The following is a 22,606-nucleotide window of genomic DNA, read 5'->3' as shown; positions in this document are numbered from 1 at the left end:
GCTCCTCAAATTTTTTTATGAAATTCAATGGATTCGGCAACCAGGGCCAAGTCCGGAAAATCGGGTATGACCATAAATCGGTCAGAAGGCTGCTCAAGATACACAGCGCCCGTCAGCCAGACAAGCTTCCCAAAGTTGCAGGAATGGGCCATCTGTAGCCAAGGCTGCAGGCGGTTGCGCCCAGCGCAACCACCTTCCCTGCCCTGGTTTGGCCCGCAGGGCGGCCTTGCGCGCGGGCAGCCAGCCGTGGCCTCAGCCTGTGTTGCGCAGGCCTGCGGCAATCCCTGCCACTGTCACCAGCAGGGCCTGCTCCAGCGGGCTGTCCAGAGCGGCTTCACGGCTGCGGGAGCGCGCCAGCAGCTCGGCCTGAAGCTGATGCAGCGGGTCCAGGTAGGTGTTGCGCAGGCTGATGAATTCCAGCGTTTCCGGGCTGTGCGCCAGTAGCACCTGCTGCCCGGTCAGGCCCAATACCACCTGACAGGACTGCGACAATAGGTCGCGCAGATGTGCACCTAAAGGAAGCAACTGCGGTTGCACCAGACGTTCGTCGTAGGCCTCGGCAATCTGCGCATCAGCTTTGGCCAGGACCATCTCCAGCATGTCGATGCGGGTACGGAAGAACGGCCACTGCTCACGCATCTGCGCCAGCAACTCACCCTGCCCCCGTGCCAGTGCATTGCTCAGCGCGGTCTCCCACCCCAACCAGGCCGGCAGCATCAGGCGCGTCTGGGTCCAGCCGAAGATCCATGGAATGGCACGCAGGCTTTCGATGCCACCGGCACGACGCTTGGCCGGGCGGCTGCCCAGCGGCAGGCGCCCCAGCTCCTGCTCGGGTGTGGACTGGCGGAAATACTCGACGAAATCCGGGTTCTCCCGCACCACGCGGCGGTAAGCCTTGACGCCATCGGCGGCCAGTTGGTCCATCAAGGCGCGCCAGGCCGGCTCAGGGGGTGGCGGCGGCAGCAAGGTCGCTTCCAGCACCGCCGCCAGGTACAGGTTGAGGTTCTGCTCGGCGATACCTGGCAAACCAAACTTGAAGCGGATCATCTCGCCTTGCTCGGTGGTGCGAAACCGCCCTGCCACTGACCCCGGTGGTTGCGAGAGGATCGCCGCGTGGGCCGGGCCACCACCGCGGCCGACAGTGCCGCCACGGCCATGGAACAGCAGCAGTTCGACCTGATGCTCACGGCAGATGCGTACCAGATTTTCCTGCGCCCGATATTGGGCCCAGGCCGCGGCGGTGGTCCCGGCGTCCTTGGCCGAATCGGAGTAGCCGATCATCACTTCCTGCGGCCCGCGCAAGCCCGCACGATAACCTGGCAGGCCGAGCAGCCGCTCCATCACAGGGCCCGCGTTGTCCAGATCGGCCAGGGTTTCGAACAGCGGCACCACGCGCATCGGCCTGGTCAGGCCGGCTTCCTTGAGCAGCAACTGCACAGCCAGTACGTCCGATGCAGCGCCCGCCATGGAGATGACATACGAACCGAGCGATGCGCCCGGCGCCGCAGCGATCTCGCGACAGGTGGCAAGCACTTCGGCAGTGTCCGCCTGGGGCATGAAGTGAGCCGGCAGCAATGGCCGGCGGTTTTTCAATTCGGCCTGCAGGAACGCGATACGCTTGTCTTCATCCCAGTGCGCATAGCTGCCCATGCCCAGATAATCGGTGATCTCCGACAGCGCGTCACGGTGTCGGGCGGCATCCTGGCGCACGTCCAGGCGACCCAGAAACAGGCCAAAAGTCACCGCACGGCGCAGACTGTCGAGCAATGGCCCATCGGCAATCACGCCCATGCCACATTCGTGCAGGGACTGGTAGCACAGCTCCAGCGGCGCGATCAGGTCACGGTTTTCCACCAGCACATCGGCACTGGCCGGCTGGGTAGCGGTGAGCGACGCATGGGCCCAGGCGCGCGTCGCCCGCAAGCGGTCACGCAATTGCTTGAGCACGGCGCGGTAGGGCTCGGGGGTGTCCCCCACCCGCTCGCGCACAGCGCTGTTGGCCTGCTGCATGGACAACTCTGCCGCCAGCGCGTCGACATCGCGCAAAAACAGGTCGGCCGCCATCCAGCGTGCCAGCAGCAACACTTCGCGGGTCACTGCGGCGGTCACGTTGGGGTTGCCATCACGATCGCCGCCCATCCACGAGGCAAAGCGCACAGGCGCCGCTTCCAGCGGCAGGCGCAGGCCAGTGGCGTCGAACAGCGCCTTGTCCACCTTGCGCAGGTGGCTGGGGATGGCATGCCACAGGGAATGCTCGATCACCGCGAAGCCCCATTTGGCTTCGTCTACAGGCGTTGGCCGGGTGCGCCGGATTTCTTCTGTGTGCCAGGCCTCAGCGATCAACCGGCGCAGGCGCTCGCGCACTTGCTGGCGCTCGACCGGGGTCAAATCACGATGGTCTTGCACGGCCAACTGGCCGGCAATGGCATCGTACTTCTGGATCAATGTGCGGCGTGCCACTTCGGTGGGATGCGCGGTGAGCACCAGCTGGATATCGAGCTTGGCCAATTGCCTGGCCAAGGCATCGTCCTTGTGCCCGGCCTGCTTCAGACGCGCCAGCAGCTCAGGCAGCACCCGCGCCTCAAAAGGCTCAGGCTGCTCGGCATCACGGCGCCGGATCAACTGGTACTGCTCGGCCATGTTGGCCAGGTTGAGGAACTGGTTGAAGGCACGTGCCACCGGCAACAAGTCTTCTTCAGCCAGGTTCGCCAAGGTAGAACTCAGCTGTTCGCCAGCGCTGCGCCGGTCCGCCTTGGCGCTATGGCGAATGTCCTCGATTTTCTGCAGGAACGCGTCACCGTGCTGCTGGCGAATGGTTTCGCCAAGCAACTCCCCCAACACATGGACATCTTCACGCAAGCGCACATCGATATCAGTCATTGGCCCTCTCTTCGGCGCGGCTCGCCCGCGCTCTGCTCAGGAAACAGCACTGGCCCAAGAGTGCCCACAGCGGGGCCGCCATGGCAAGCCACGACCGGTAAAGCAAACTAAAGTAAAAGTGCAGCAGTCCGATGCAATGCAGCCCTTCCGAGGCGTTTACAGAGGTCATCATGAAAATCCGCGAACTCGCCCAGCACTGGGAACAGAACGCCGCAGGCACCCTGAGCCCGACCGGCCATACCTTGCACCTGGACCTGGAGTCGGAGGCGCGCCTGGCGGCGCTCATCGACATGTACCCCAAGCGCACCGCCGAGGAACTGCTCGGTGAGCTGGTCGCAGCCGCGCTCGAGGAGCTTGAAGCCAGCTTCCCCTACGTGCAGGGCAACAAGGTCATTTCCACCGATGAAGAAGGCGATCCGCTGTACGAAGACATAGGCTCTACACCGCGCTTTCTGGCGCTTTCAAGGCGCCATCTGCACACCCTCAGCAACCCCGGCGACGGCAGCGGAAACTGACGCGCCTGCCTCCCGTTCCGGGCTGCCCTCCAGCCCGGAATACCGCTTCTGACAGTGGAAGTTCCGCTCACACACCACTGACCGATCAGTCAGAAATAGTTGGCATTTTTTTCTGAACTATTCAAAAAACGACCCAGTCACAGCCAATAGCCATCACGCTAAAACCCTGCACACTGTCGTCGTGCACCGTTGAGCTGAAGCACACGGCGATGCCAGGGATTGAGCGATGGGATGGACTGCTACGGACATCGTCGTTATCAGGAGTGATCCAATGGAGCTGACCACCATGAAGACCCGCACTTCGAAACTTTCCTCCACTCATGTGCGCGGGTTCAAGCTGGCCGCGCTGGCCCTGGGCAGTAGCCTGGTCCTGGCCGGCTGTGCGGGCAACCCGCCCACCGAGCAGTATGCCGTCACCCAGTCCGCCGTGAACTCCGCCGTCAGCGCTGGCGGTACCGAGTTCGCCGCCGTTGAAATGAAAGCGGCGCAGGACAAGTTCAAGCAGGCCGAAATCGCCATGCACGACAAGAACTACGAGGACGCCAAGCGTCTGGCCGAGCAGGCCGAATGGGACGCTCGCCTCGCCGAACGCAAGGCCCAGGCGGCCAAGGCCCAGAAGGCCGTGCAGGACGCCCGCCAGGGCGTTCAGGACGTACGTCAGGAAGGCCTGCGTAGCGCTCAGTGAGCGCCGCCCAGCCTGCCTTAGCCTTCGCACTCGATCAAAGGATGAACACTATGCGCAAACACGTCATGATTCCCGCCCTGCTGGCCCTGAGCGTCGGTCTCGCTGCCTGCTCGCACGACCCGAACGCCAACCTGGAGTCGGCCCGCACCAACTTCTCGTCGCTGCAGAGCGACCCGCAAGCGAGCAAAATCGCAGCCCTTGAAACCAAGGACGCACAAGACTGGCTGAACAAGGCCGACAAGGCCTACATGGAGCGTGAGGACAGCAAGAAAGTCGACCAGTTGGCCTACCTGACCAACCAGCGCGTTGAAGTGGCCAAGCAGACCATTGCCCTGCGCTCGGCCGAAAACGAGCTGAAAAACGCCTCGGCGCAACGTGCCCAGGCCAAGCTCGATGCCCGTGACGCGCAGATCGCCAAGCTTCAGGACAGCCTGAACGCCAAGCAGACCGACCGCGGTACGCTGGTGACCTTCGGCGATGTACTGTTCGACTTCAACAAGGCCGAACTCAAAAGCAGCGCCTTGCCCAACGTGACCAAGCTGGCCCAGTTCCTCCAGGAAAACCCTGAGCGCAAGGTCATCGTAGAGGGCTACACCGACAGCGTCGGTTCGGCCAACTACAACCAGACCCTGTCCGAGCGTCGCGCCGGTGCCGTGCGCATGGCGCTGGTACGTGCAGGCGTAGACCCTGCGCGCATCGTCGCTCAAGGCTACGGCAAGGAATACCCGGTTGCTGACAACAGCAGCAACTCGGGCCGTGCGCAAAACCGCCGGGTGGAGGTGACCATCTCCAACGACAACCAGCCGGTAGCGCCGCGTTCGGTGAGCCAGGTGCAGTAAGGCTCACAAGTCGATATAAGAACCCCGCCTTCATGGCGGGGTTCTTCTTTTTCATCGTTGGTTCGAGCGGGTCATTGCACTTGTTGCGGGGTCTGCTCACCCATGCAACGCACCGCACGCTTGCGGTTGTCGACCAGTACCCCGGTAAGGCCCTTTTGCGCTGTGTCGAACAGCACCAGCACACCGTCCACACACTGCGCCACCTGCGGCGCTGGGTCGAGGGAAACCTTGTAGTCCTCACCAGGCACGGTCTTGAGCATGGTGAAATCCTGCAGCAACAACGCATCCTCCGGCTTGGCGAAATGCAGGTAGCCGTAATACCACAGAGCCCCCACCGTCACGATGATGCTGCCGACACCGGTCAGGATCAGCGGGATGGCGTTGCGTTCTTCACTCATTGCTTGTTCTTCTCGTCAGGATAGTTGGGCACTTCGGCCAGCCGCCGCAGGCCGTTGAAATGGCGGGGGTCATCAAGGAAACGCAGCATCACCTGGCGCCAGACCGGGTCGGCAAAGGTCTGTACATGGCCGCCGCGGGTCAGTTGCAGCACCCGTGGTGGCGGTGCGTGCTGGTACAGGCGAATGCCGTTGTTCATCGGCACCAGGTTGTCGTCGATGCTATGGAAGAACAGCTTGGGTGGGCTGCTCAGGCGCTCCACCGAACGGATCGCGCTGTCACCATCGGGTACCAGCCAGGACAACGGCACCTGCAAGGGCCAGGTCAACCACGATGTGCTCAGCGCAAAGCGCCCGACATCGCGGTAACTGGCCGGCACGCCATCGAACACCAGTGCGCTGAAGCGCAGGCATTGCTCGGGGTGGGCTGCCAGGTAGTGGATGGCCATTGCCCCGCCCAGGCTCTGCCCCAGCAATACCAAGGGTTTGCCCTTGACCTCGGGGGCCTGGTCGAGCCATGCCATGGCCGCTGCGATGTCATTGTAGACCTGTGGCAAGCCGGGCTTGCCCTGGGACAGGCCATAGCCCCGGTAATCGATCATCAGCACCTGATAGCCCTGCTCCGGCAGCCAGTAGCTACCGCCCAGGTGCCCAGCCAGATTGCCGCCATTGCCGTGCAAGTGCAGCACCGTGCCCTTGACCTCGACATCCGCCTTGGCCGGCAGCCACCAGCCATGCAGGCGGACGCCGTCGGCGGTGGTCAGGGTGACATCGCGGTACTGCAGCTTGGCACGCTCGGGCGTGAACGGCTGGCCCGGTTCCGGGTAGAACAACAGGCTGCTGCACCCGCCCAGGCCCAACAGCGCCAAACCCAGGACCAGGCAGCGGCAGCGCTCAAAGAATGTTCGCGTAGTCGGCTTCAATGCGATCAAGGCTCAGGTGGTTGAGGAAGTTGGAGAAGCACATCCAGGCCGACAGCGCATTGAGGTCGCGAAACTGCTCCGGCAGGTACTTGGGCGGTTCCACCAGGCCTTCTTCGACCAGCTGACGCAAGGTACGCATGTCTTCGAGGGTAGTCTTGCCGCAGAACAGCAGCGGAATCTGCTCGAGTTTGCCCTTTCTCACGGCCAACTGAATGTAGTTGTAAACCATGATGAAACCCTTGAGGTAGGACAAATCCTTGGTAAATGGCAGACCATTGGGCACCGAGCCGCGGAACACCCGGCTTGCATTGCTGTAGCTCTGCGCCATTTCAAAGCCCTGGGCGCGGAAAAACTCGAACACCTGGAGGAAATCGGCGCCCTCCTCGACCATATGGATGGCGCGCGTGCGGTTGGTGAGCTTGCGCAGACGGCTGGGGTAAGAGGCAAAGGCGATCACCTCCATGAGAATCGCCAAACCCTCCTGAGTCACCGTCGACGAAGGCGGGCCCTTCGACAGGAAGGTGCAGATCGGCTGGTTGAGGCCGTTGAGCGTGGTGCCCACATGCACCAGCCCCTCGTGCACTTCCAGCGCGCGCACATCACGGCTGTTGAACATGGCGTCAGCGCGCACCTTGATGTAGTCGGCCCCTGCCGCCGCGTCGGCGACGATGCCGTCGGACTCGAACACCCGGATGGTTTCCTCGGCCTCGCCGAACACCTTGTTCAGGCGGCGCTGGAGGATGTCCACGGCCTCCTTGGCAGTCAGGTTTTTCGGCTCGTCCTTGAGGTCACCACGGCCGTCGATGTTGTTCAGGTAATCGGAAAGCATCAGGCCAAGGTCGGCCAGCGTCGGGTCGCCAGCGTGGAAGGCATCGGACGCCGCGCCATAGAGTTCCTGGGAGATCAGGCCGAAATCCTCGGTGCCGCGTGCTTCGAGCATGCGCACCACCATGCGGTACTCCTTGCACATGCGCCGCATGATCTGCCCCACCGGGTTGAACTGCCCCAATTGCCGGGTGATGTCGCGCTCGATGCTCTGGAACTCGGCCTTGACCGCACTTGAGTCGAACGACAGCGGCCGCGACTGGTAATAGGCGCGGTCCACTGCAGGCGGCTCTTTGCCCTTGGCCTTCAGAAAGCCCTGGCGGATGTTGTCATCCCACTTGACCGCATCGAGCACACGTATAGGGGTTTGCGCGGTGACGATGCGATCGGACAGTGCGCGTATGGTCTGCTGGTACTCGTCCACCGGGAACTCCTTTCTAGAACAAGGCACCTGTACTGGCCCCTCGCCGGCAAGCCGGCGAGGGCCTGTACGGTCATTTGCCGCTGCGCTGGAAGCGCGCCACCTCGACGAACAGGTCGGAGTTGGCCGGGTCATCCAGATAGGCCAGCACCCGCTCCGACGGGCTGTCGATCAGCACGCCCTCACCGTTGTCCTCCGGTACCTCGGTGTTGCGCCCGGTCAGCTCTTTTTTCTCGACCGCCTGCTGCACCTGTTCCACATCAAGGTTGTAGATCACCAGTTCCTTGCCATCGACGATATCGAAACCGCCAATCAGGAAATGGCCGCCCAGGCGCTTGGGTACACCGGCAGAGAGGTACCAGCGGTTGCCGTGGCGTGACACGGTGAAGACGTACTCTTCGGGTTTCTTGCCCTTGGCCGTGGCCACGGCCTTGTAGGCATCGGCGCCGCTGCGGCTGATGGCCAGCTTCAGTGGCTCGCCCCAGGCGTCCTTGCTGCTCCACTTGCCCAGCAGGGCCTTGGGCGCCGCCTGATTGCTCGGCAACGGCTCATGGAAGGTCACCAGACAACCGCCCAGCAGGAGGAATGACAACGTCAACAACACCACACGCCAGGCTTTCATCAGGTTCTCCTTGAAAGTTCGTTCTCGGCTCAGGCCGATGCCAGCACCAGGTGCAGGTAACGGGTAAGCATAGCGAGCATCTGCCCATCGGCTTGCGCATCGGCATCCTTGAGCAGGCCCTGATATTCCATCTGCTCGATAATCGCCGTCAACATCTGGGCGTCCTGTTCCGGTTGCTGCGAGCCGACCACCTGCAACAGCTGGCGCGTGCCATGCAGCAGAATCTGCTCGTGGGCGCACACCAGTTCGGCCAGGCGCGGGCACAGCAGCGCTTCCTGGCGGAAGGCTTGCTCGGCCATCAGGAAGTCGCGGCGGTTGACCAACTGCCGGGAAACGTAGTCGGCAGTCATCTGCGCCACTTCGTCAGCCAGACGCGCCCTTGATTGCGCACTGCCATCACCCTGGGCAAGCAGCTGGCGCAGCACCACTTCGGTATTGGCCCACAGCTTGGCCATGTAGGCGGCGCTGCGTTCGACGTATTGGGCGAAGGTATCGGTGAGCAGGTCCTCGATATCCTTGAAGTAGTAGGTCGTGGCCGACAGCGGCACACCGGCCTCGGCGGCGACCGCACGGTGGCGCACGCCACGCACGCCATCACGCACGACAATGCGCATGGCAGCGTCGAGGATCAACTGGCGGCGCTGTTCGCTGCCTTGGCGGGCGGTCTTGCGACCCTGGTATTGCACGCTTTCGGCGACGGCGGTGGCAATGCCGGCGGCGCCTTGCTGGGCCATTGCGGGTGTCACGGGTGTACCTCATTGATCTTGGGGTGACTGCACCGGCCCTATCGCCGGCTTGCCGGCGATAGGGCCCTGACAAACAACATAAGGCTTCAGGCAAGAAAAAGCCGCCCCGAAAGGCGGCTTGTTCAATTCACTCAGGCCTGTGGGCGCATGTGCGGGAACAGGATCACGTCGCGAATCGACGGCGAGTTGGTCAGCAGCATCACCAGGCGGTCGATGCCGATGCCTTCACCAGCAGTCGGTGGCATGCCGTACTCCAGGGCGCGAACGAAGTCGGCATCGTAGTGCATGGCTTCGTCGTCACCGGCGTCCTTCTCGGCCACCTGGGCCAGGAAGCGCTCTGCCTGGTCTTCGGCGTCGTTGAGCTCGGAGTAGGCGTTGGCGATCTCGCGGCCACCGATGAACAGCTCGAAGCGGTCGGTCACGGCCGGGTTGTCGTCGTTGCGGCGGGCCAGCGGCGAAACTTCGAACGGGTATTCGGTAATGAAGTGCGGCTGCTCCAGCTTGTGCTCGACCAGTTCTTCGAAAATCATCACCTGCAGCTTGCCCAGGCCCTCGTGGCCCAGCACCTTGGCACCGGCTTTCTTGGCGATATCGCGGGCGCGGTCAACGTCCTGCAGGTCGGCTGCGGTCAGCTCCGGGTTGTACTTGAGGATCGAGTCGAACACCGACAAGCGCACGAACGGCTCACCAAAGTGGAACACCTTGTCGCCATACGGTACATCGGTGCTACCCAGGACCAGCTGGGCAAGCTCGCGGAACAGTTCCTCGGTGAGGTCCATGTTGTCACGGTAGTCAGCGTAGGCCTGGTAGAACTCGAGCATGGTGAACTCGGGGTTGTGCCGGGTCGAAACGCCTTCGTTACGGAAGTTGCGGTTGATCTCGAACACTTTCTCGAAACCACCGACCACCAGGCGCTTGAGGTACAGCTCCGGCGCGATACGCAGGAACATGGCCATGTCCAGGGCGTTGTGGTGGGTTTCGAACGGTTTGGCCGCGGCACCGCCAGGAATGGTCTGCAGCATCGGCGTTTCGACTTCCAGGAAGTCGCGGTCGATGAGGAACTTGCGGATATGCGAGATCACCTGCGAACGCACACGGAAGGTGTGGCGGGTTTCCTCGTTGACCATCAGGTCGACATAACGCTGGCGGTAGCGCTGCTCGGTGTCGGTCAGGCCGTGGTGCTTGTCCGGCAGCGGGCGCAGCGATTTGGTCAGCAGGCGTACGTTGGTCATTTCAACGTACAGGTCGCCCTTGCCGGAACGGGCCAGGGTGCCTTCGGCGGCGATGATGTCGCCCAGGTCCCAGGTCTTGACCGCGGCCAGGGTTTCTTCCGGCAGGGTCTTGCGGTTGACGTAGACCTGGATGCGCCCGGTCATGTCCTGGATCACCATGAACGAGCCACGGTTGAGCATGATGCGACCGGCTACCTTGACCGGGATCGCTGCAGCTTCCAGCTCTTCCTTGGTCTTGTCGACGTATTGCTTCTGCAGGTCGTTGCAGTAGCTGTCGCGGCGGAAGTCGTTGGGGAAGGCCTGACCCTTCTCGCGCTCGGCGGCAAGCTTTTCCTTGCGCAGGGCGATCAGGGTGTTTTCTTCCTGTTGCAGGTCTTGCGATTCGGTCTTGAGGTCGCTCATGTCGTCATTCTTTCCATCAGGTATTCGTTGCCCTTTTCGGGCAGGGCACGCGATGCCGGCGTGCGGGCATCGCGGCGGTGGTGTGCGGCTTACAGCCCCTGCTTGAGGCTCGCTTCCAGATACTGGTCGATGTCGCCATCCAGCACCTTGTTGCAGTCGCTGCGCTCGACGCCGGTACGCAGGTCCTTGATACGCGAGTCATCCAGCACGTAGGAGCGGATCTGGTGGCCCCAGCCGATGTCCGACTTGCTGTCTTCCAGCGCCTGGGAGGCGGCGTTGCGCTTTTGCATTTCCAGCTCGTACAACTTGGCCCGCAGCATTTTCATGGCGGTGTCCTTGTTGGCATGCTGGGAGCGTTCGTTCTGGCACGCCACCACGGTGTTGGTCGGCACGTGGGTGATACGTACCGCCGAGTCGGTGGTGTTCACGTGCTGACCACCGGCACCGGAGGAACGGTAAGTGTCGATGCGCAGGTCGGACGGGTTGATGTCGATCTCGACCTTGTCGTCGATCTCGGGCGACACGAACACCGCCGAGAACGAGGTGTGGCGACGGGCACCGGAGTCGAACGGGCTCTTGCGTACCAGGCGGTGCACGCCGATTTCGGTGCGCAGCCAGCCGAAGGCGTACTCGCCCTTGATGTGCACGGTGGCGCCCTTGATGCCGGCGACTTCGCCCTCGGAAAGCTCGATGATGGTGGCGTCGAAACCGCGCTTGTCAGCCCAGCGCAGGTACATGCGCAGCAGGATGTTGGCCCAGTCCTGCGCTTCGGTACCGCCGGAGCCGGCCTGGATGTCCAGGTAGGCGTTGTTCATGTCCATCTCGCCGCTGAACATGCGACGGAACTCAAGCTGGGCCAGTTTTTCTTCCAGGCCTTGCAGCTCGGTCACGACGTCGCTCACGGCGCTTTCGTCATTTTCCTCGACGGCCATGTCGAGCAGATCCTGGCAGTCGGCCAGGCCGCCGGACATCTTGTCCAGGGTCTCGACGACCTGCGCCAGCATGGCACGCTCGCGGCCCAGGGCCTGGGCGTACTCGGGCTTGTTCCAGACGGCCGGGTCTTCCAGCTCGCGGTTGACTTCGATCAGGCGGTCAGCTTTTTGATCGTAGTCAAAGATACCCCCGAATGGACTGGGAACGCTCGGTGAGGTCCTTGATGGTGTTCAGGATCGGTTGGATTTCCATGGCGCGCGGCTCTCGTACGAATTCGGTGAAAAGCCCGCGAGTATAACCGATCCAGGGAGCTGCGGCAGCCCGTTGGGCAGCCGCTTGAACCTCAGGCGATACCGACCTGGTTACGCCCGCTGTTCTTGGCCTGGTACAACCCCTTGTCGGCTGCCGAGATCAATTGCCGACAATGGCTGCCGATCGCCGGCGTCTGGGTCGCCAGGCCGATGCTCACGGTCAGGCGCGAATCGTCTTGCGATGCCGTATGCGGGATATTCAGGCCATGTACGGTCTGGCGCAGCTTCTCCGCGACCAGCCGCGCACCGCCCGGGGAGGTGTTGGGCAATACCAGCGCGAACTCCTCGCCCCCGTAGCGCGCCGGCAGGTCGGTAGGCCGTGAGCAGGAGCCGCGGATGGCCTCTGCAACCTGGCGCAGCGCTTCATCACCTGCCAGGTGGCCGAAGCTGTCGTTGTAGACCTTGAAGTAGTCGACATCGATCATCAGCAGCGACAACTGCTGCTGCTCACGCATGGCCCTGCGCCATTCCAGTTCCAGGTACTCATCGAAATGGCGGCGGTTGGACAGACCGGTGAGGCCATCGGAGTTCATCAGCCGCTGCAGCATCAGGTTGGTGTCAAGCAGTTGCTGCTGGCTCACGCGCAGCGCCCGGTAGGCCTCGTCACGCTGCAGCAGGGTCAGGTACGAGCGGGAGTGGTAGCGGATGCGAGCCACCAGTTCGATGGTATCCGGCAGCTTGACCAAGTAGTCGTTGGCCCCGGCAGCGAAGGCCGCACTTTTGACCAAAGGGTCTTCCTTGGTCGACAGAACGATGATCGGGATGTCCCGGGTAGCCGGATTGTTACGGTATTCGCGCACCAGGGTCAGGCCGTCGAGGCCCGGCATGATCAGGTCCTGGAGGATCACCGTAGGTTTGATGCGCATGGCCTGAGCCACCGCCTGATGGGGGTCGGCGCAGAAATGGAAATCGATGTTTTCCTCATGGGCCAGGCCACGACGCACCGCTTCGCCGATCATCGCCTGATCGTCGACCAGCAAGACCATCGCCGAATTTTCATTGGCGGTCGCAAACCCTTCGATCGGTAGATCAATCATCCCTATTCACCTGATCACGGCCGCAGGGGCGGTGTGATTCAATACATATCGTCATTGTGCAAAGATTTCCATCAGGCGCCCGGCGATTCGCTCCAGCGGACGGATTTCCACCGCTGCATCGATTGCCGCGGCGGCTTTGGGCATACCGTAGACTGCGCTGCTGGACTGGTCCTGAGCAATGGTCAGGAAGCCTTGCTGGCGCATCAGTTTCAGGCCTTGGGCACCATCGCGGCCCATGCCGGTGAGCAGCACGCCCACCGCCTGCCCGCGCCAATAGCGCGCCACACTTTCGAAGAACACATCGATCGAGGGCCGGTAGATTTCGTTGACAGGTTCGGCAGTGTAGGCCAACTGGCCGTTGTGCAGCAGGCGTATATGGTGATTGGTGCCCGCCAGCAGGACCTGCCCAGGCTGCGGCGGCTCCCCTTCACGGGCCAGGCGCACCGGCATGCCGCAGGCACTGCCAAGCCATTCTGCCATGCCGGCAGCGAACACCTGGTCAACATGCTGGACCAGCACGATGGATGCCGGGAACGCTTTGGGCAGGCCCTTTAGCAGCACCTCGAGGGCCGCAGGCCCGCCGGCCGATGAGCCGATCGCCACCAGGCCGCGGCGCTGGGCGGCATCGCGTAACGGCGCGGCGACCGGTTTGGTCGCGCTGGGCCGCTGTTGGCCGATCAACCAGCTGATGTTGAGGATCTTGCGCAGCAACGGCGCCGCCGCTTCCCGCGCATCACCCGCGCCCAGCGCCGGGGTGTCGACCACATCCAGGGCCCCATGGCCCATGGCCTCGAACACGCGGTGCACGTTCTGCTTGCGGTCGACGGTGACGATGACGATGGCACACGGCGTCTCGGCCATGATCCGCCGGGTCGCCTCCACACCATCCATCACCGGCATGATGAGGTCCATGAGAATCAGGTCGGGCGTTGCCTGGGCACACTGGCGCACGGCCTCGGCGCCATTGCTGGCCACCCAGATCACCTCATGCGCAGGCTCCAGGGCCAGGGCCCGGCGCAACGCCTCTACCGCCATGGGCATATCGTTGACGATGGCGATCTTCATCCTTGAGCACCTCCGATCAGTTCAACCACGGCGTCGAGCAACGCATCGTCGTGGAAGCTGGCTTTTGCCAAATAGTAGTCGGCGCCAGCGTCCAGGCCTCGCCGTCGATCTTCTTCGCGGTCCTTGTACGACACCACCATCACAGGCAGCGACTGCAGGCGCTGGTCGCGGCGCACCAAGGTGACCAGCTCGATACCGTCCATTCGCGGCATGTCGATGTCGGTGATCAGCAGGTCGAAATCCTCGCTACGCAGTGCATTCCAACCGTCCATGCCATCGACTGCCACGGCCACCTCGAAACCGCGGTTGCTCAGCAGCTTGCGTTGCAGCTCGCGTACGGTGAGCGAGTCGTCGACAACCAGAATGCGCTTGCGGCTGGCGCCACGACCTGCCTGCACGCCGCGCTCGATGCGCTCCAGGCGGCCGGTGCTGAGCAGTTTCTCGACCGAGCGCAGCAAGTCTTCGACATCGACGATCAACACCACCGAACCGTCGTCCAGCAGCGCCCCGGCAGAAATGTCCTGGACCTTGCCCAGCCGTGCATCGAGCGGCATCACGACCAACACCCGCTCACCGATCAGCCGCTCCACGGCCACACCGTAAAGCTGTTCACGTTCGCGGATCACCACGACCCGCAAAGCGCTTTCATCACCTTGCGCGGCGGGCCGGTTGAGCAACTGGCTGGCCGCCACCAGACCGATATGCCGGCCCTCGTGCCAAAAATGCTGACGCCCCTCGATTTGCACGATCTGCTCGGCCGTCACCTCCAAGGTGCGCTCGATATGCGCCAGCGGGAACGCATAAGCCTCCCCGCCGACTTCCACCACGAGGCTGCGTACCACCGAAAGGGTCAACGGCACTTCCAGATGGAAGCGGCAGCCCTGGCCGGCCTGCTGGGTCAGCTCGATCGAGCCGCGCAGGTCCCGCACCAGATGCTGCACCGCGTCCAGGCCAACACCGCGGCCGGAGACTTCGGTCACTTTGTCGCGCATGCTGAAGCCCGGCAGGAACAGGAAGGTCAGCAGCTCCGCCTCGCTCATCTGCGCCACGGTGTCCGCCGGGGACAAGCCGCGCTGAACGATACTGCGCTGCAGCCGTTGCAGGTCGATGCCGGCGCCGTCATCGCTCAGTTCAAGGATCAACAGGCCGGCCTGATGGGAGGCTCGCAGGCGTATTGCACCTTCTTCCGGTTTGCCCGCCAACAGCCGCTGCTCAGGCAGTTCAATACCATGGTCGACTGCATTGCGCAGCAAATGGGTCAACGGCGCTTCGAGCTTTTCCAGCACATCGCGGTCGACCTGGGTCTTTTCACCGTCTATCTGCAGACGCACCTGCTTGCCCAGCGAGCGGCCCAGGTCTCGCACCATACGGCTCTGGCCGGTAAGCACATCGGCAAACGGGCGCATGCGGCAGGCCAGGGCTGTGTCGTACAGCAACTGCGCCCGCTGGCTGGCCTGCCAGCCGAATTCGTCAAGGTCGGCGGTCTGCTGTTGCAGGATGTGCTGGGTTTCCATCAGCAGCCGTTGCGCCTGGGCCAGTGCTTCCAACACCGGCAGGCTCTGCCCGCTGCCTTCCAACTGGGCTTTCAGGCCATCGAGGGCGCGCATGCCTTGGCCGTGCATGCGCTTGAGGCGCTGCAGGGTGGCCAGATAGGGTTTGAGGCGCTGGGTCTCGACCAGCGACTTGCTCGACAAGTCGAGCAGGCTGTTGAGCCGATCGGCAGTTACCCGCAACACCCGCTCGCCACCTTGCGCGCCGCGCTTGGATGCCCTGCGCGGCACGGGAGGCTCTGCTTCGGGCTCAAGCTCGGGGGTAACCAGCTCGACCGTGGGCAATGGTGTCTGGGCCGGCACGCTGGAAGGCACAGGTGCACCGGGAGGGTCCAGCAAGCCAGCCATCTGGGCCAGAAAACCGGGTACCGCCCCCTCACCGGCAGGGTCCCCGGGCGTTGCGACATGCAGCAGCAGGTCGGTACCGCGCAGCAAGGCATCGATATGTTCAGCGCGCAGCAGCAGCCGGCCTTCCTGGGCCGCTACCAGGCAATCTTCCATCACATGGGCCACGCTGACCCCGGCGTCGATGCCCACGATGCGTGCAGCACCCTTCAAAGAGTGCGCAGCACGCATGCAGGCTTCCAATTGAGCGGCCTGGGTCGGGTTGCGCTCCAGCGCCATCAGCCCTGTGATGAGCACCTGGGTCTGAGCTTCGGCTTCCAGGCTGAACAGCTCGAGCAACGATGCGTCGCGCATTTGCTCAGGGGTCATGACAGGCTCCGCTGCACGGCAGACAGTAGTTGTTGTTCGTCCAGCACACGCACGCTGCGCCCGCGCCACTGCAGCACGGCGGCGGTGAACGGTGCAGTATCTTCAGTGGCGCCCGGTAGTGTGAACTCCAGGCGATGAATACCGTCGATCTCGTCCACCGCCAGCACCACTGGCCCGCCTGCCGCCGCCAGAATCAACATGCGCGGCATCGCCCGGCTGCTGCGCGCAGGCTCCGGCAAGCGCGCCAGCCCCAGCATTTCGCTCAGCGACAGGCACGGCACCAGTGCGCCACGCACATTGACCACCCCTTGCAGCACTCTGGAGCGCTGATGCGGCAATGAATGTACCGGCTGCACCGGGGCGATCTCGGCCAGGCAGGCGGTCGCCAGGGCCAGCCACTCCTCACCCAGACGAAACAGCAGCAGCGAGCGCCCGACGCTGGACTCGACCTGCGCCGCCTCGTGCAACTGATCGTCCTGAGCCAGTGCATAGCGGTCCAGCAGACGGGTAGCGGCCGCAGCATAGACTTCACAGTTGCGACAATGGATATGCCTTTGCAGCAGCGGGCATTGCTTGTCGCCGTGCACGCCGATCCGGTTCCAGCAATCGTCGATACGCTCATCGTCCTGGGCGAGCAGCGCAATTGCGTGTTCCACGCTCATCGTTCAGCACCCCTGCCAGCGCGTGCCGCGCGTTCGTGCAAGCGGCGAGCGCCGGCTTCGTCGCCTTGGGCCGCTAGCAACATGGCCAGGTGCAGCAACGCCTCAGGGTGCTGCGGCTCCAGGTACAGGGCTTTGCGGTAGTGCGTCTGGGCTTGCCGGGCATCGCCTTCGGTATCGCTGAGCAGTCCCAGCCAGTAATACACCTGAGCCTTGGGCTCGAACTGCTGCAGGTAGCGCTGGCAATTGGCACGCGCTTGCGTGCCCTCACCCGCGTTGGCCTGCCTCGCGATGAGGGCCAGCAACTCACTTTCGCTCTCGCGCTGCACCACTGCGGGCGGGGCAACCGGAACCGAGCGCAAGGGCCGCGAAATGGGCGCAGGGGCAGGCACGGGGCGGCTCGGTGCGAGTGGCGCCGGTGGGCTGAGCCGAGGCTGTGCTGGCGCATCCAACGGCTGGCGAACGTAGGCGAACGACTGGGCAATGCCCAGCGGCCGCATACCCAGCCTTGCCAGAAGGCTGCCCTCGGCCGGCCCGATAAACAGTACGCCGTGCTCGTGGGTAAGGCGCTTGAGCACCTCGAACACGCGCTGCTGGGTCGCCACGTCGAAGTAGATCAGCAAATTGCGGCAGAACACGAAGTCGTAACAACCGTCACGGCTGCCCAGCGCCGGGTCGAGCACGTTGCCCACGGCCAGGTTCACCTGTGCACGCACCCGCTCATTCAACTCATGGCCTTCGGCGAGCGCGTGGAAGTGGCGCTCGCGAAAGGCCAGATCAACGCCGCGGAACGAGTTGCGACCGTAGACCGCCTGCACGCCCTTGGCCACCGAATTGGGGCTGATGTCGATACCGTCGATGCGAAACGCAGCCGGGTTCATGCCTGAATCGAGCAGTGCCATGGCCAGGGAATAAGGTTCTTCACCCGTGGAGCACGGCAGGCTCAGCAAGCGTAGCGGCCGCTCGCCGGCAACTTCGGCCAGGCGTTTGTGGGCCAGCCCGACCAGCGCGGTAAACGACTCCCGGTAGCGGAAGAACCAGGTTTCCGGGACGATCACCGCTTCGATAAGCGCCTGTTGCTCATCTGCCGATTGCTGCAAGCACAGCCAATAGTCGTGAAGGTCTTGGGCGTTGACCGCGACACGGCGCTGCTGCAAGGCACGCTCGACCATGGGCGCGCCGACCGATTCGACATCCAGGCCGATGCGCTCTTGCAGAAAGCGGAAAAACCGTTGCTCGCTCATGCCGACACCTGCCCCGACTGTTGTGGGAACAGCAGTTCGCGCACAGTATCAGACAGCAAGTCATCGACCTCGATACGCTGTAGCAGGCCGTTGGCGTCCTGGCGAACCGGGCCCAGGTAACGCGCTTCGGGGTTGTCCAGCCCATACGGCTGAAACTCCTCAGCGAGGCAGCGCAAGGTCTCGGTAGCCTGTTCGAGGATCAGCCCCAACTGATGCTCGCCGCGATAGCGCACCAGCACCAGCCGTGTGCTGGTGCGCGCAGTGGCAGGCTGGCCAAAGCTCAGGGCCGACAGGTCGACCACCGGCACCAGCACACCACGATGGGCAACGATGCCGGCAACCCAGGCCGGCGCCTGGGCGATCGGCTTGAGTGGCAGGCGAGGTAGCACTTCGACCACCTGGCGCACATCCAGGGCGAAACGTTGGTCGTTGAGACGAAATAGCAGGTACAGCTTGCCCTTGGCGCTGGCCGCTGCTGCCGCATGCGTGTGCAGGTCAGTCATGGCGGTCAGACTTTGAAGCGCGATACACCACCGCGCAGGCCCGCGGCCACCTGGCTCAACTCGTCGATGGCGAAGCTGGCCTGGCGCAGCGATTCCACCGTCTGCGTGCTGGCATCGCTGAGCTGGGCCAGTGCCTGGTTGATCTGCTCGGCACCGGTAGCCTGGGCCTGCATGCCTTCGTTGACCATCAACACCCGCGGCGCCAGCGCCTGTACCTGATGGATGATCTGGCTCAGTTGTTCGCCCACCTGCTGCACTTCGAACATGCCACGGCGCACTTCTTCGGAAAACTTGTCCATGCCCATGACCCCTGCCGATACCGCCGACTGGATTTCCCGAACCATCTGCTCGATGTCGTAGGTGGCCACGGCCGTCTGGTCCGCGAGGCGCCGCACCTCGGTGGCCACGACGGCAAAGCCGCGCCCGTACTCACCGGCCTTTTCCGCTTCGATGGCGGCATTGAGCGACAGCAGGTTGGTCTGGTCGGCGACCTTGACGATGGTCACCACCATCTGCGTGATGTTGCTGGCCTTTTCGTTGAGGATCGCCAGCTTGGCATTGACCAGGTCGGCTGCGCCCATGACCTGGTGCATGGTGTCCTCCATGCGCGCCAGGCCCTGCTGGCCGGAACCTGCCAGGCTCGAAGCCTGGTCGGCGGCACTGGTGACTTCGGTCATGGTGCGCACCAGGTCGCGCGAGGTCGCGGCAATCTCACGCGAGGTGGCACCAATCTCGGTGGTGGTCGCAGCGGTTTCGGTGGCGGTGGCCTGCTGTTGCTTGGAGGTGGCCGCAATTTCAGTGACCGATGTGGTCACCTGTACCGAAGAGCGCTGGGCCTGGGACACCAGCTTGGCCAGCGCCTCGGCCATCTCGTTGAAGCCGCTTTCGATGGCGCCGAACTCGTCCTTGCGGTCCAGGCTCAGGCGCATGCTCAAGTCGCCCGAGCGCAGCTTGTCGAGGGCATGCACCACACGCTGTACGGGAGCGGTGATGGCGCGCATCAGCAGCAGGCCGCAGATACCCGCCGCGACGATTGCCAACAACAGCGAAACGATCATGCTGCCTTTGGCGGTGCTCACGGCACCGACGATCTCGTGGTTAGCGGCGTCGGCGGCTTCGCGGTTGTACTCGATCATCGTGTTGAGATGATTGCGCCCCTGCGACCAGACCGGTGTCAGAACGTCCTTGATCAACCGCTCTGCCTCGGCATAATCCTGCCGTCGATAGGCTTCCATCACCTGGCCGATGACATGGGTGTAGTTTGCCTCCATCTGGAGAAAGGTGTCGAAATGGGCCTGGTCGTCCTTGTCGTGAATGGTGCCTTGGTAGCTGGCCAGGTGTTGCTTGAGGCGTTCGTCGAAGCTTTTGAACAGCTCCATGTCGGCTGCCGTGATCTCGCGGTGGTCGGACAACCCCACCAGCTGCTGGCTGGTGACGTAGCTGTCGACCCAGGCACTGCGGATCATCGAACTGTAGTAGACCCCCGGAATGCTGTCGGTACCTACTGCCTCCTCGGCACTTTCGATCGCCACCAGCCGCGAGTAAGCAGCTACGACCATCAGCAACATGATGGCGATGATCACGGCGAAACTTGCCAGGATCCGTTGGCGCAAGGTCCAGTTCTTCACATTCAGCCCTCAGGAATTCACAACGAGCGGGAAAAATCGCCGAAGTATAGCCCAGGCTTCCTACGCTTATGCGGCTGAATATGCGGGGTTAACCAGGCATCCCTGCCTGATGGCCAGGCCATTTACCCGTCATTGACCTGCGGCAAGTCGGGCCTGGCTCTCCAGTTCCTGGCGCAACGCCGGGTCCAGGCGAAGCTGGCGGGCCAGTTCGTCCAGGTATGCACGCTCCATGAAGTTCTCCTGATCGACCATCATCAGGCTGGCCAGGTACATCTCGGCGGCCATTTCCGGCGTTTGTGCGGCGCGCGCGACTTCGGCCGGGTCCAGTGGCTTGTTCAGCTCGGCGTGCAACCAGTGCTGCAGTTCGCGGTCGCTGTCCAGGCGGGTGAATTCGCCTTCGATCAGCGCGCGCTCGCGCTCGTCGATGTGGCCATCGGATTTGGCCGCCGCCACCAACGCCCGCAATACCGCCTGGCTATGCTGCTCGACCTGGGCCGGCGGCAGGCGATCGAGGGTTTGCGGTTCGGTCCCCTGCCCTGCGCCCTGGCGGGTCTGCCAGTTGCCATAGGCCTTGTAGGCCAGCACGCCGAGCGCGGCGAGGCCGCCGTAGGTGATCACTTTGCCCCCGTACTTGCGCGCCTTCTTGCTGCCCAACAGCAAGCCCAGGGCGCCAGCCCCAAGCGCCCCGCCCCCGGCGCCGGAAAGCAGGCTGCCCAAGCCTCCTGAGCCTGTGGCCGGCTTGCCTGCGCCGGACTGTTTGTTCAACAGTTCCTGGCCGGATTTGAGCAGTTGATCGAGCAGACCCCGAGTATTCATTCGCATGTCTCCACGCAGCGGAAAGTAACGTCCAGAGTAAGGCTTGCAAGGCCAAGGGCCACCCGTGGATTTGCTTCCGGATGTTGCATTGGCAGGCAAAAAGCCAACTAGACTCGAGATCGTCACAAGCACCCCAGGCTGGTAGCAATCGCAACACTGCGGTCTGGATGACTGCCCGACCACGCCCCCAAACGCAGCCGCCCAGGCGCCGGCCGCAGACACAACAGGAGCCCCCGATGCAAACCAACATGCTGATCAACGGTCGCCTGGTCGCAGGCGATGGCCCGGCCTGGACTGTGCTCAACCCCGCTGAAGGCAGTGCCTTGGCACAGATCAACGAAGCCACCGAGGCCCAGGTCGATACGGCGGTGCGTGGCGCCGACCATGCCTTCGACAGCTGGTCGCAGACCAGCCCTAAAGAGCGCTCGCTGGCCCTGCTGGCGCTGGCCGACACGATTGAGGCGCATGCCGATGAACTGGCCAGGCTGGAGTCGCAAAATTGTGGCAAACCCTTCGCTGCGGCCCTGAACGACGAAATACCGGCCATCGCCGATGTGCTGCGCTATTTTGCCGGCGCCGCCCGCTGCCTCGGTGGCTCGGCGGCCGGTGAATACCTGCCAGGGCACACCTCGATGATCCGCCGCGACCCGCTGGGCGTAGTGGCCTCGATCGCACCCTGGAACTATCCACTGATGATGCTGGCGTGGAAGATCGCCCCAGCCTTGGCCGCTGGCAATACCGTGGTCATCAAGCCGTCCGAGCTGACCCCGCTGACCGCCTTGCGCCTCGGCGAACTGGCCAAGGACGTACTGCCTGCCGGCGTGCTCAACATCCTCTTCGGCCGCGGCCAGACGGTCGGCAACCCACTGATTACCCACCCCAAGGTGCGTATGGTCTCGCTGACTGGCTCGATCCCTACCGGCGCGCACATCATCGGCGCCACGGCGGGCAGCGTTAAGCGCATGCACATGGAACTGGGCGGCAAGGCGCCTGTGCTGGTGTTCGACGATGCCGACATCGATGCCGCCATCGACGGTATCCGGACCTTCGGTTTCTACAACGCAGGCCAGGACTGCACCGCGGCCTGCCGCCTGTATGTGCAGGCCGGCATCTACGAACGCTTCGTCGAACGCCTCGGCAAAGCCGTGGCCAGCCTTAAAACCGGCCTGCAGGATGCCGAAGACACCGAACTCGGCCCGCTGATCAGCGCCCAGCACCGTGACAAGGTGGCCGGCCTGGTCGGGCGCGCCATCGCCCAGCCGCACATTCGCCTGGTCACCGGGGGCAAGGCACTACCGGGGGATGGCTTCTTCTTCGAGCCAACGGTGCTGGCCGATGCGCTGCAGGATGACGAGATCGTGCGCCACGAGGTGTTTGGCCCGGTGGTGTCGGTAACGCGCTTCACCGACGAAGCGCAGGCGCTGGAATGGGCCAACGACTCGGAGTATGGCCTGGCTTCGTCGGTGTGGACCCGCGACACAGGCCGCGCCCACCGCCTGGCGGCGCGGTTGCAGTATGGCTGCACCTGGGTCAATACCCACTTCATGCTGGTCAGCGAAATGCCCCATGGTGGGCAGAAGCATTCAGGGTATGGGAAGGACATGTCGATGTATGGGTTGGAGGATTACACCTGCGTGCGGCACGTGATGATCAAGCATTGA

General features: G+C 63.4%; 20 protein-coding genes. 4 read left to right on the top strand and 16 right to left on the bottom strand.

Annotation, left to right across the window (positions count from 1 at the left end):
* Nucleotides 1-252: 252 nt before the first annotated feature.
* Complete coding sequence (gene ppc, locus EGJ09_RS17880) at nt 253-2,880, bottom strand: phosphoenolpyruvate carboxylase (protein WP_119687682.1); 2,628 nt, start codon at nt 2,878-2,880, stop codon at nt 253-255.
* A 170-nt stretch (nt 2,881-3,050) separates the two neighbouring features.
* On the opposite strand from ppc, the gene EGJ09_RS17875 reads away from it, so the two are divergent.
* The 3 genes from EGJ09_RS17875 (at nt 3,051) to EGJ09_RS17865 (ending at nt 4,919) form a co-directional block, all read left to right on the top strand.
* Nucleotides 3,051-3,395, top strand: coding sequence for a pilin assembly protein (locus EGJ09_RS17875; RefSeq protein ID WP_115274018.1), 345 nt, complete (start codon nt 3,051-3,053; stop codon nt 3,393-3,395).
* A 271-nt stretch (nt 3,396-3,666) separates the two neighbouring features.
* Entirely contained in the window at nt 3,667-4,080 is a 414-nt protein-coding gene (locus EGJ09_RS17870) for a DUF4398 domain-containing protein (RefSeq protein ID WP_012315930.1), read from the top strand.
* 50 nt (nt 4,081-4,130) lie between these two features.
* On the top strand, nt 4,131-4,919 hold the full coding sequence (locus tag EGJ09_RS17865; RefSeq protein WP_115274017.1) for an OmpA family protein: 789 nt from the start codon (nt 4,131-4,133) through the stop codon (nt 4,917-4,919).
* A 71-nt stretch (nt 4,920-4,990) separates the two neighbouring features.
* On the opposite strand, the gene EGJ09_RS17860 is transcribed toward EGJ09_RS17865, so the two are convergent.
* The 15 genes from EGJ09_RS17860 to EGJ09_RS17790 form a co-directional block, all read right to left on the bottom strand.
* A complete protein-coding gene (locus EGJ09_RS17860) occupies nt 4,991-5,317 on the bottom strand; it encodes a hypothetical protein (RefSeq protein ID WP_012315932.1) in 327 nt (108 codons plus the stop codon).
* The gene (locus EGJ09_RS17855) at nt 5,314-6,237 is read right to left on the bottom strand and encodes an alpha/beta hydrolase (protein WP_125924502.1); all 924 of its coding nucleotides are present in this window, start codon (nt 6,235-6,237) and stop codon (nt 5,314-5,316) included. Before EGJ09_RS17855 ends, EGJ09_RS17860 begins: the two co-directional genes overlap by 4 nt.
* Nucleotides 6,209-7,486, bottom strand: a complete 1,278-nt coding sequence (locus EGJ09_RS17850) for a flavohemoglobin expression-modulating QEGLA motif protein (RefSeq protein ID WP_039602209.1) — start codon at nt 7,484-7,486, stop codon at nt 6,209-6,211. Before EGJ09_RS17850 ends, EGJ09_RS17855 begins: the two co-directional genes overlap by 29 nt.
* 70 nt (nt 7,487-7,556) lie before the next feature.
* Nucleotides 7,557-8,105, bottom strand: coding sequence for a hypothetical protein (locus tag EGJ09_RS17845; protein ID WP_115274015.1), 549 nt, complete (start codon nt 8,103-8,105; stop codon nt 7,557-7,559).
* 29 nt (nt 8,106-8,134) lie between these two features.
* Nucleotides 8,135-8,839, bottom strand: a complete 705-nt coding sequence (locus EGJ09_RS17840) for a TetR/AcrR family transcriptional regulator (RefSeq protein WP_046784346.1) — start codon at nt 8,837-8,839, stop codon at nt 8,135-8,137.
* A 143-nt stretch (nt 8,840-8,982) separates the two neighbouring features.
* Nucleotides 8,983-10,485 carry a lysine--tRNA ligase gene (lysS, locus tag EGJ09_RS17835; protein WP_012315937.1) on the bottom strand — a complete coding sequence of 501 codons (1,503 nt, stop codon included), beginning with the start codon at nt 10,483-10,485 and terminating at the stop codon, nt 8,983-8,985.
* An 89-nt stretch (nt 10,486-10,574) separates the two neighbouring features.
* Nucleotides 10,575-11,670 (bottom strand): peptide chain release factor 2 gene (gene prfB / locus EGJ09_RS17830; protein WP_115274014.1). Its coding sequence is split into 2 segments (ribosomal slippage): nt 10,575-11,597 and nt 11,599-11,670, totalling 1,095 coding nucleotides; the frame shifts between segments, so codons are not numbered across the junction.
* 91 nt (nt 11,671-11,761) lie between these two features.
* A complete protein-coding gene (gene wspR, locus EGJ09_RS17825) occupies nt 11,762-12,766 on the bottom strand; it encodes a Wsp signal transduction system regulator diguanylate cyclase WspR (protein ID WP_046784348.1) in 1,005 nt (334 codons plus the stop codon).
* 51 nt (nt 12,767-12,817) lie between these two features.
* Entirely contained in the window at nt 12,818-13,831 is a 1,014-nt protein-coding gene (locus tag EGJ09_RS17820; RefSeq protein ID WP_046784349.1) for a chemotaxis response regulator protein-glutamate methylesterase, read from the bottom strand.
* Nucleotides 13,828-16,095 (bottom strand): hybrid sensor histidine kinase/response regulator, encoded by a 2,268-nt coding sequence (locus EGJ09_RS17815; protein ID WP_119687684.1) that lies wholly within the window; start codon nt 16,093-16,095, stop codon nt 13,828-13,830. Before EGJ09_RS17815 ends, EGJ09_RS17820 begins: the two co-directional genes overlap by 4 nt.
* Nucleotides 16,092-16,757, bottom strand: a complete 666-nt coding sequence (locus EGJ09_RS17810; protein WP_125924488.1) for a chemotaxis protein CheW — start codon at nt 16,755-16,757, stop codon at nt 16,092-16,094. Before EGJ09_RS17810 ends, EGJ09_RS17815 begins: the two co-directional genes overlap by 4 nt.
* On the bottom strand, nt 16,754-17,998 hold the full coding sequence (locus EGJ09_RS17805; RefSeq protein ID WP_125924487.1) for a protein-glutamate O-methyltransferase CheR: 1,245 nt from the start codon (nt 17,996-17,998) through the stop codon (nt 16,754-16,756). The genes EGJ09_RS17810 and EGJ09_RS17805 overlap by 4 nt, the downstream gene beginning before the upstream one ends.
* Nucleotides 17,995-18,501: a chemotaxis protein CheW gene (locus tag EGJ09_RS17800; RefSeq protein ID WP_115274010.1), complete on the bottom strand. Its 507-nt coding sequence runs from the start codon at nt 18,499-18,501 to the stop codon at nt 17,995-17,997. The genes EGJ09_RS17805 and EGJ09_RS17800 overlap by 4 nt, the downstream gene beginning before the upstream one ends.
* Before the next feature lie 5 nt (nt 18,502-18,506).
* On the bottom strand, nt 18,507-20,069 hold the full coding sequence (locus EGJ09_RS17795) for a methyl-accepting chemotaxis protein (protein ID WP_231386448.1): 1,563 nt from the start codon (nt 20,067-20,069) through the stop codon (nt 18,507-18,509).
* Nucleotides 20,070-20,258: 189 nt separating this feature from the next.
* Entirely contained in the window at nt 20,259-20,945 is a 687-nt protein-coding gene (locus tag EGJ09_RS17790) for a tellurite resistance TerB family protein (protein ID WP_125924486.1), read from the bottom strand.
* Between the two features lie 236 nt (nt 20,946-21,181).
* Here EGJ09_RS17790 and EGJ09_RS17785 point away from each other — a divergent pair, with 236 nt between their 5' ends.
* Nucleotides 21,182-22,606, top strand: coding sequence for a gamma-aminobutyraldehyde dehydrogenase (locus EGJ09_RS17785; protein ID WP_125924485.1), 1,425 nt, complete (start codon nt 21,182-21,184; stop codon nt 22,604-22,606).

This window comes from Pseudomonas sp. p106 (assembly GCF_003936645.1).
Classification (GTDB): Bacteria; Pseudomonadota; Gammaproteobacteria; order Pseudomonadales; family Pseudomonadaceae; genus Aquipseudomonas; species Aquipseudomonas putida_E.
Note: the sequence above shows the minus strand (reverse complement) of the source record. Positions and strands in the feature narration are given on the sequence as shown.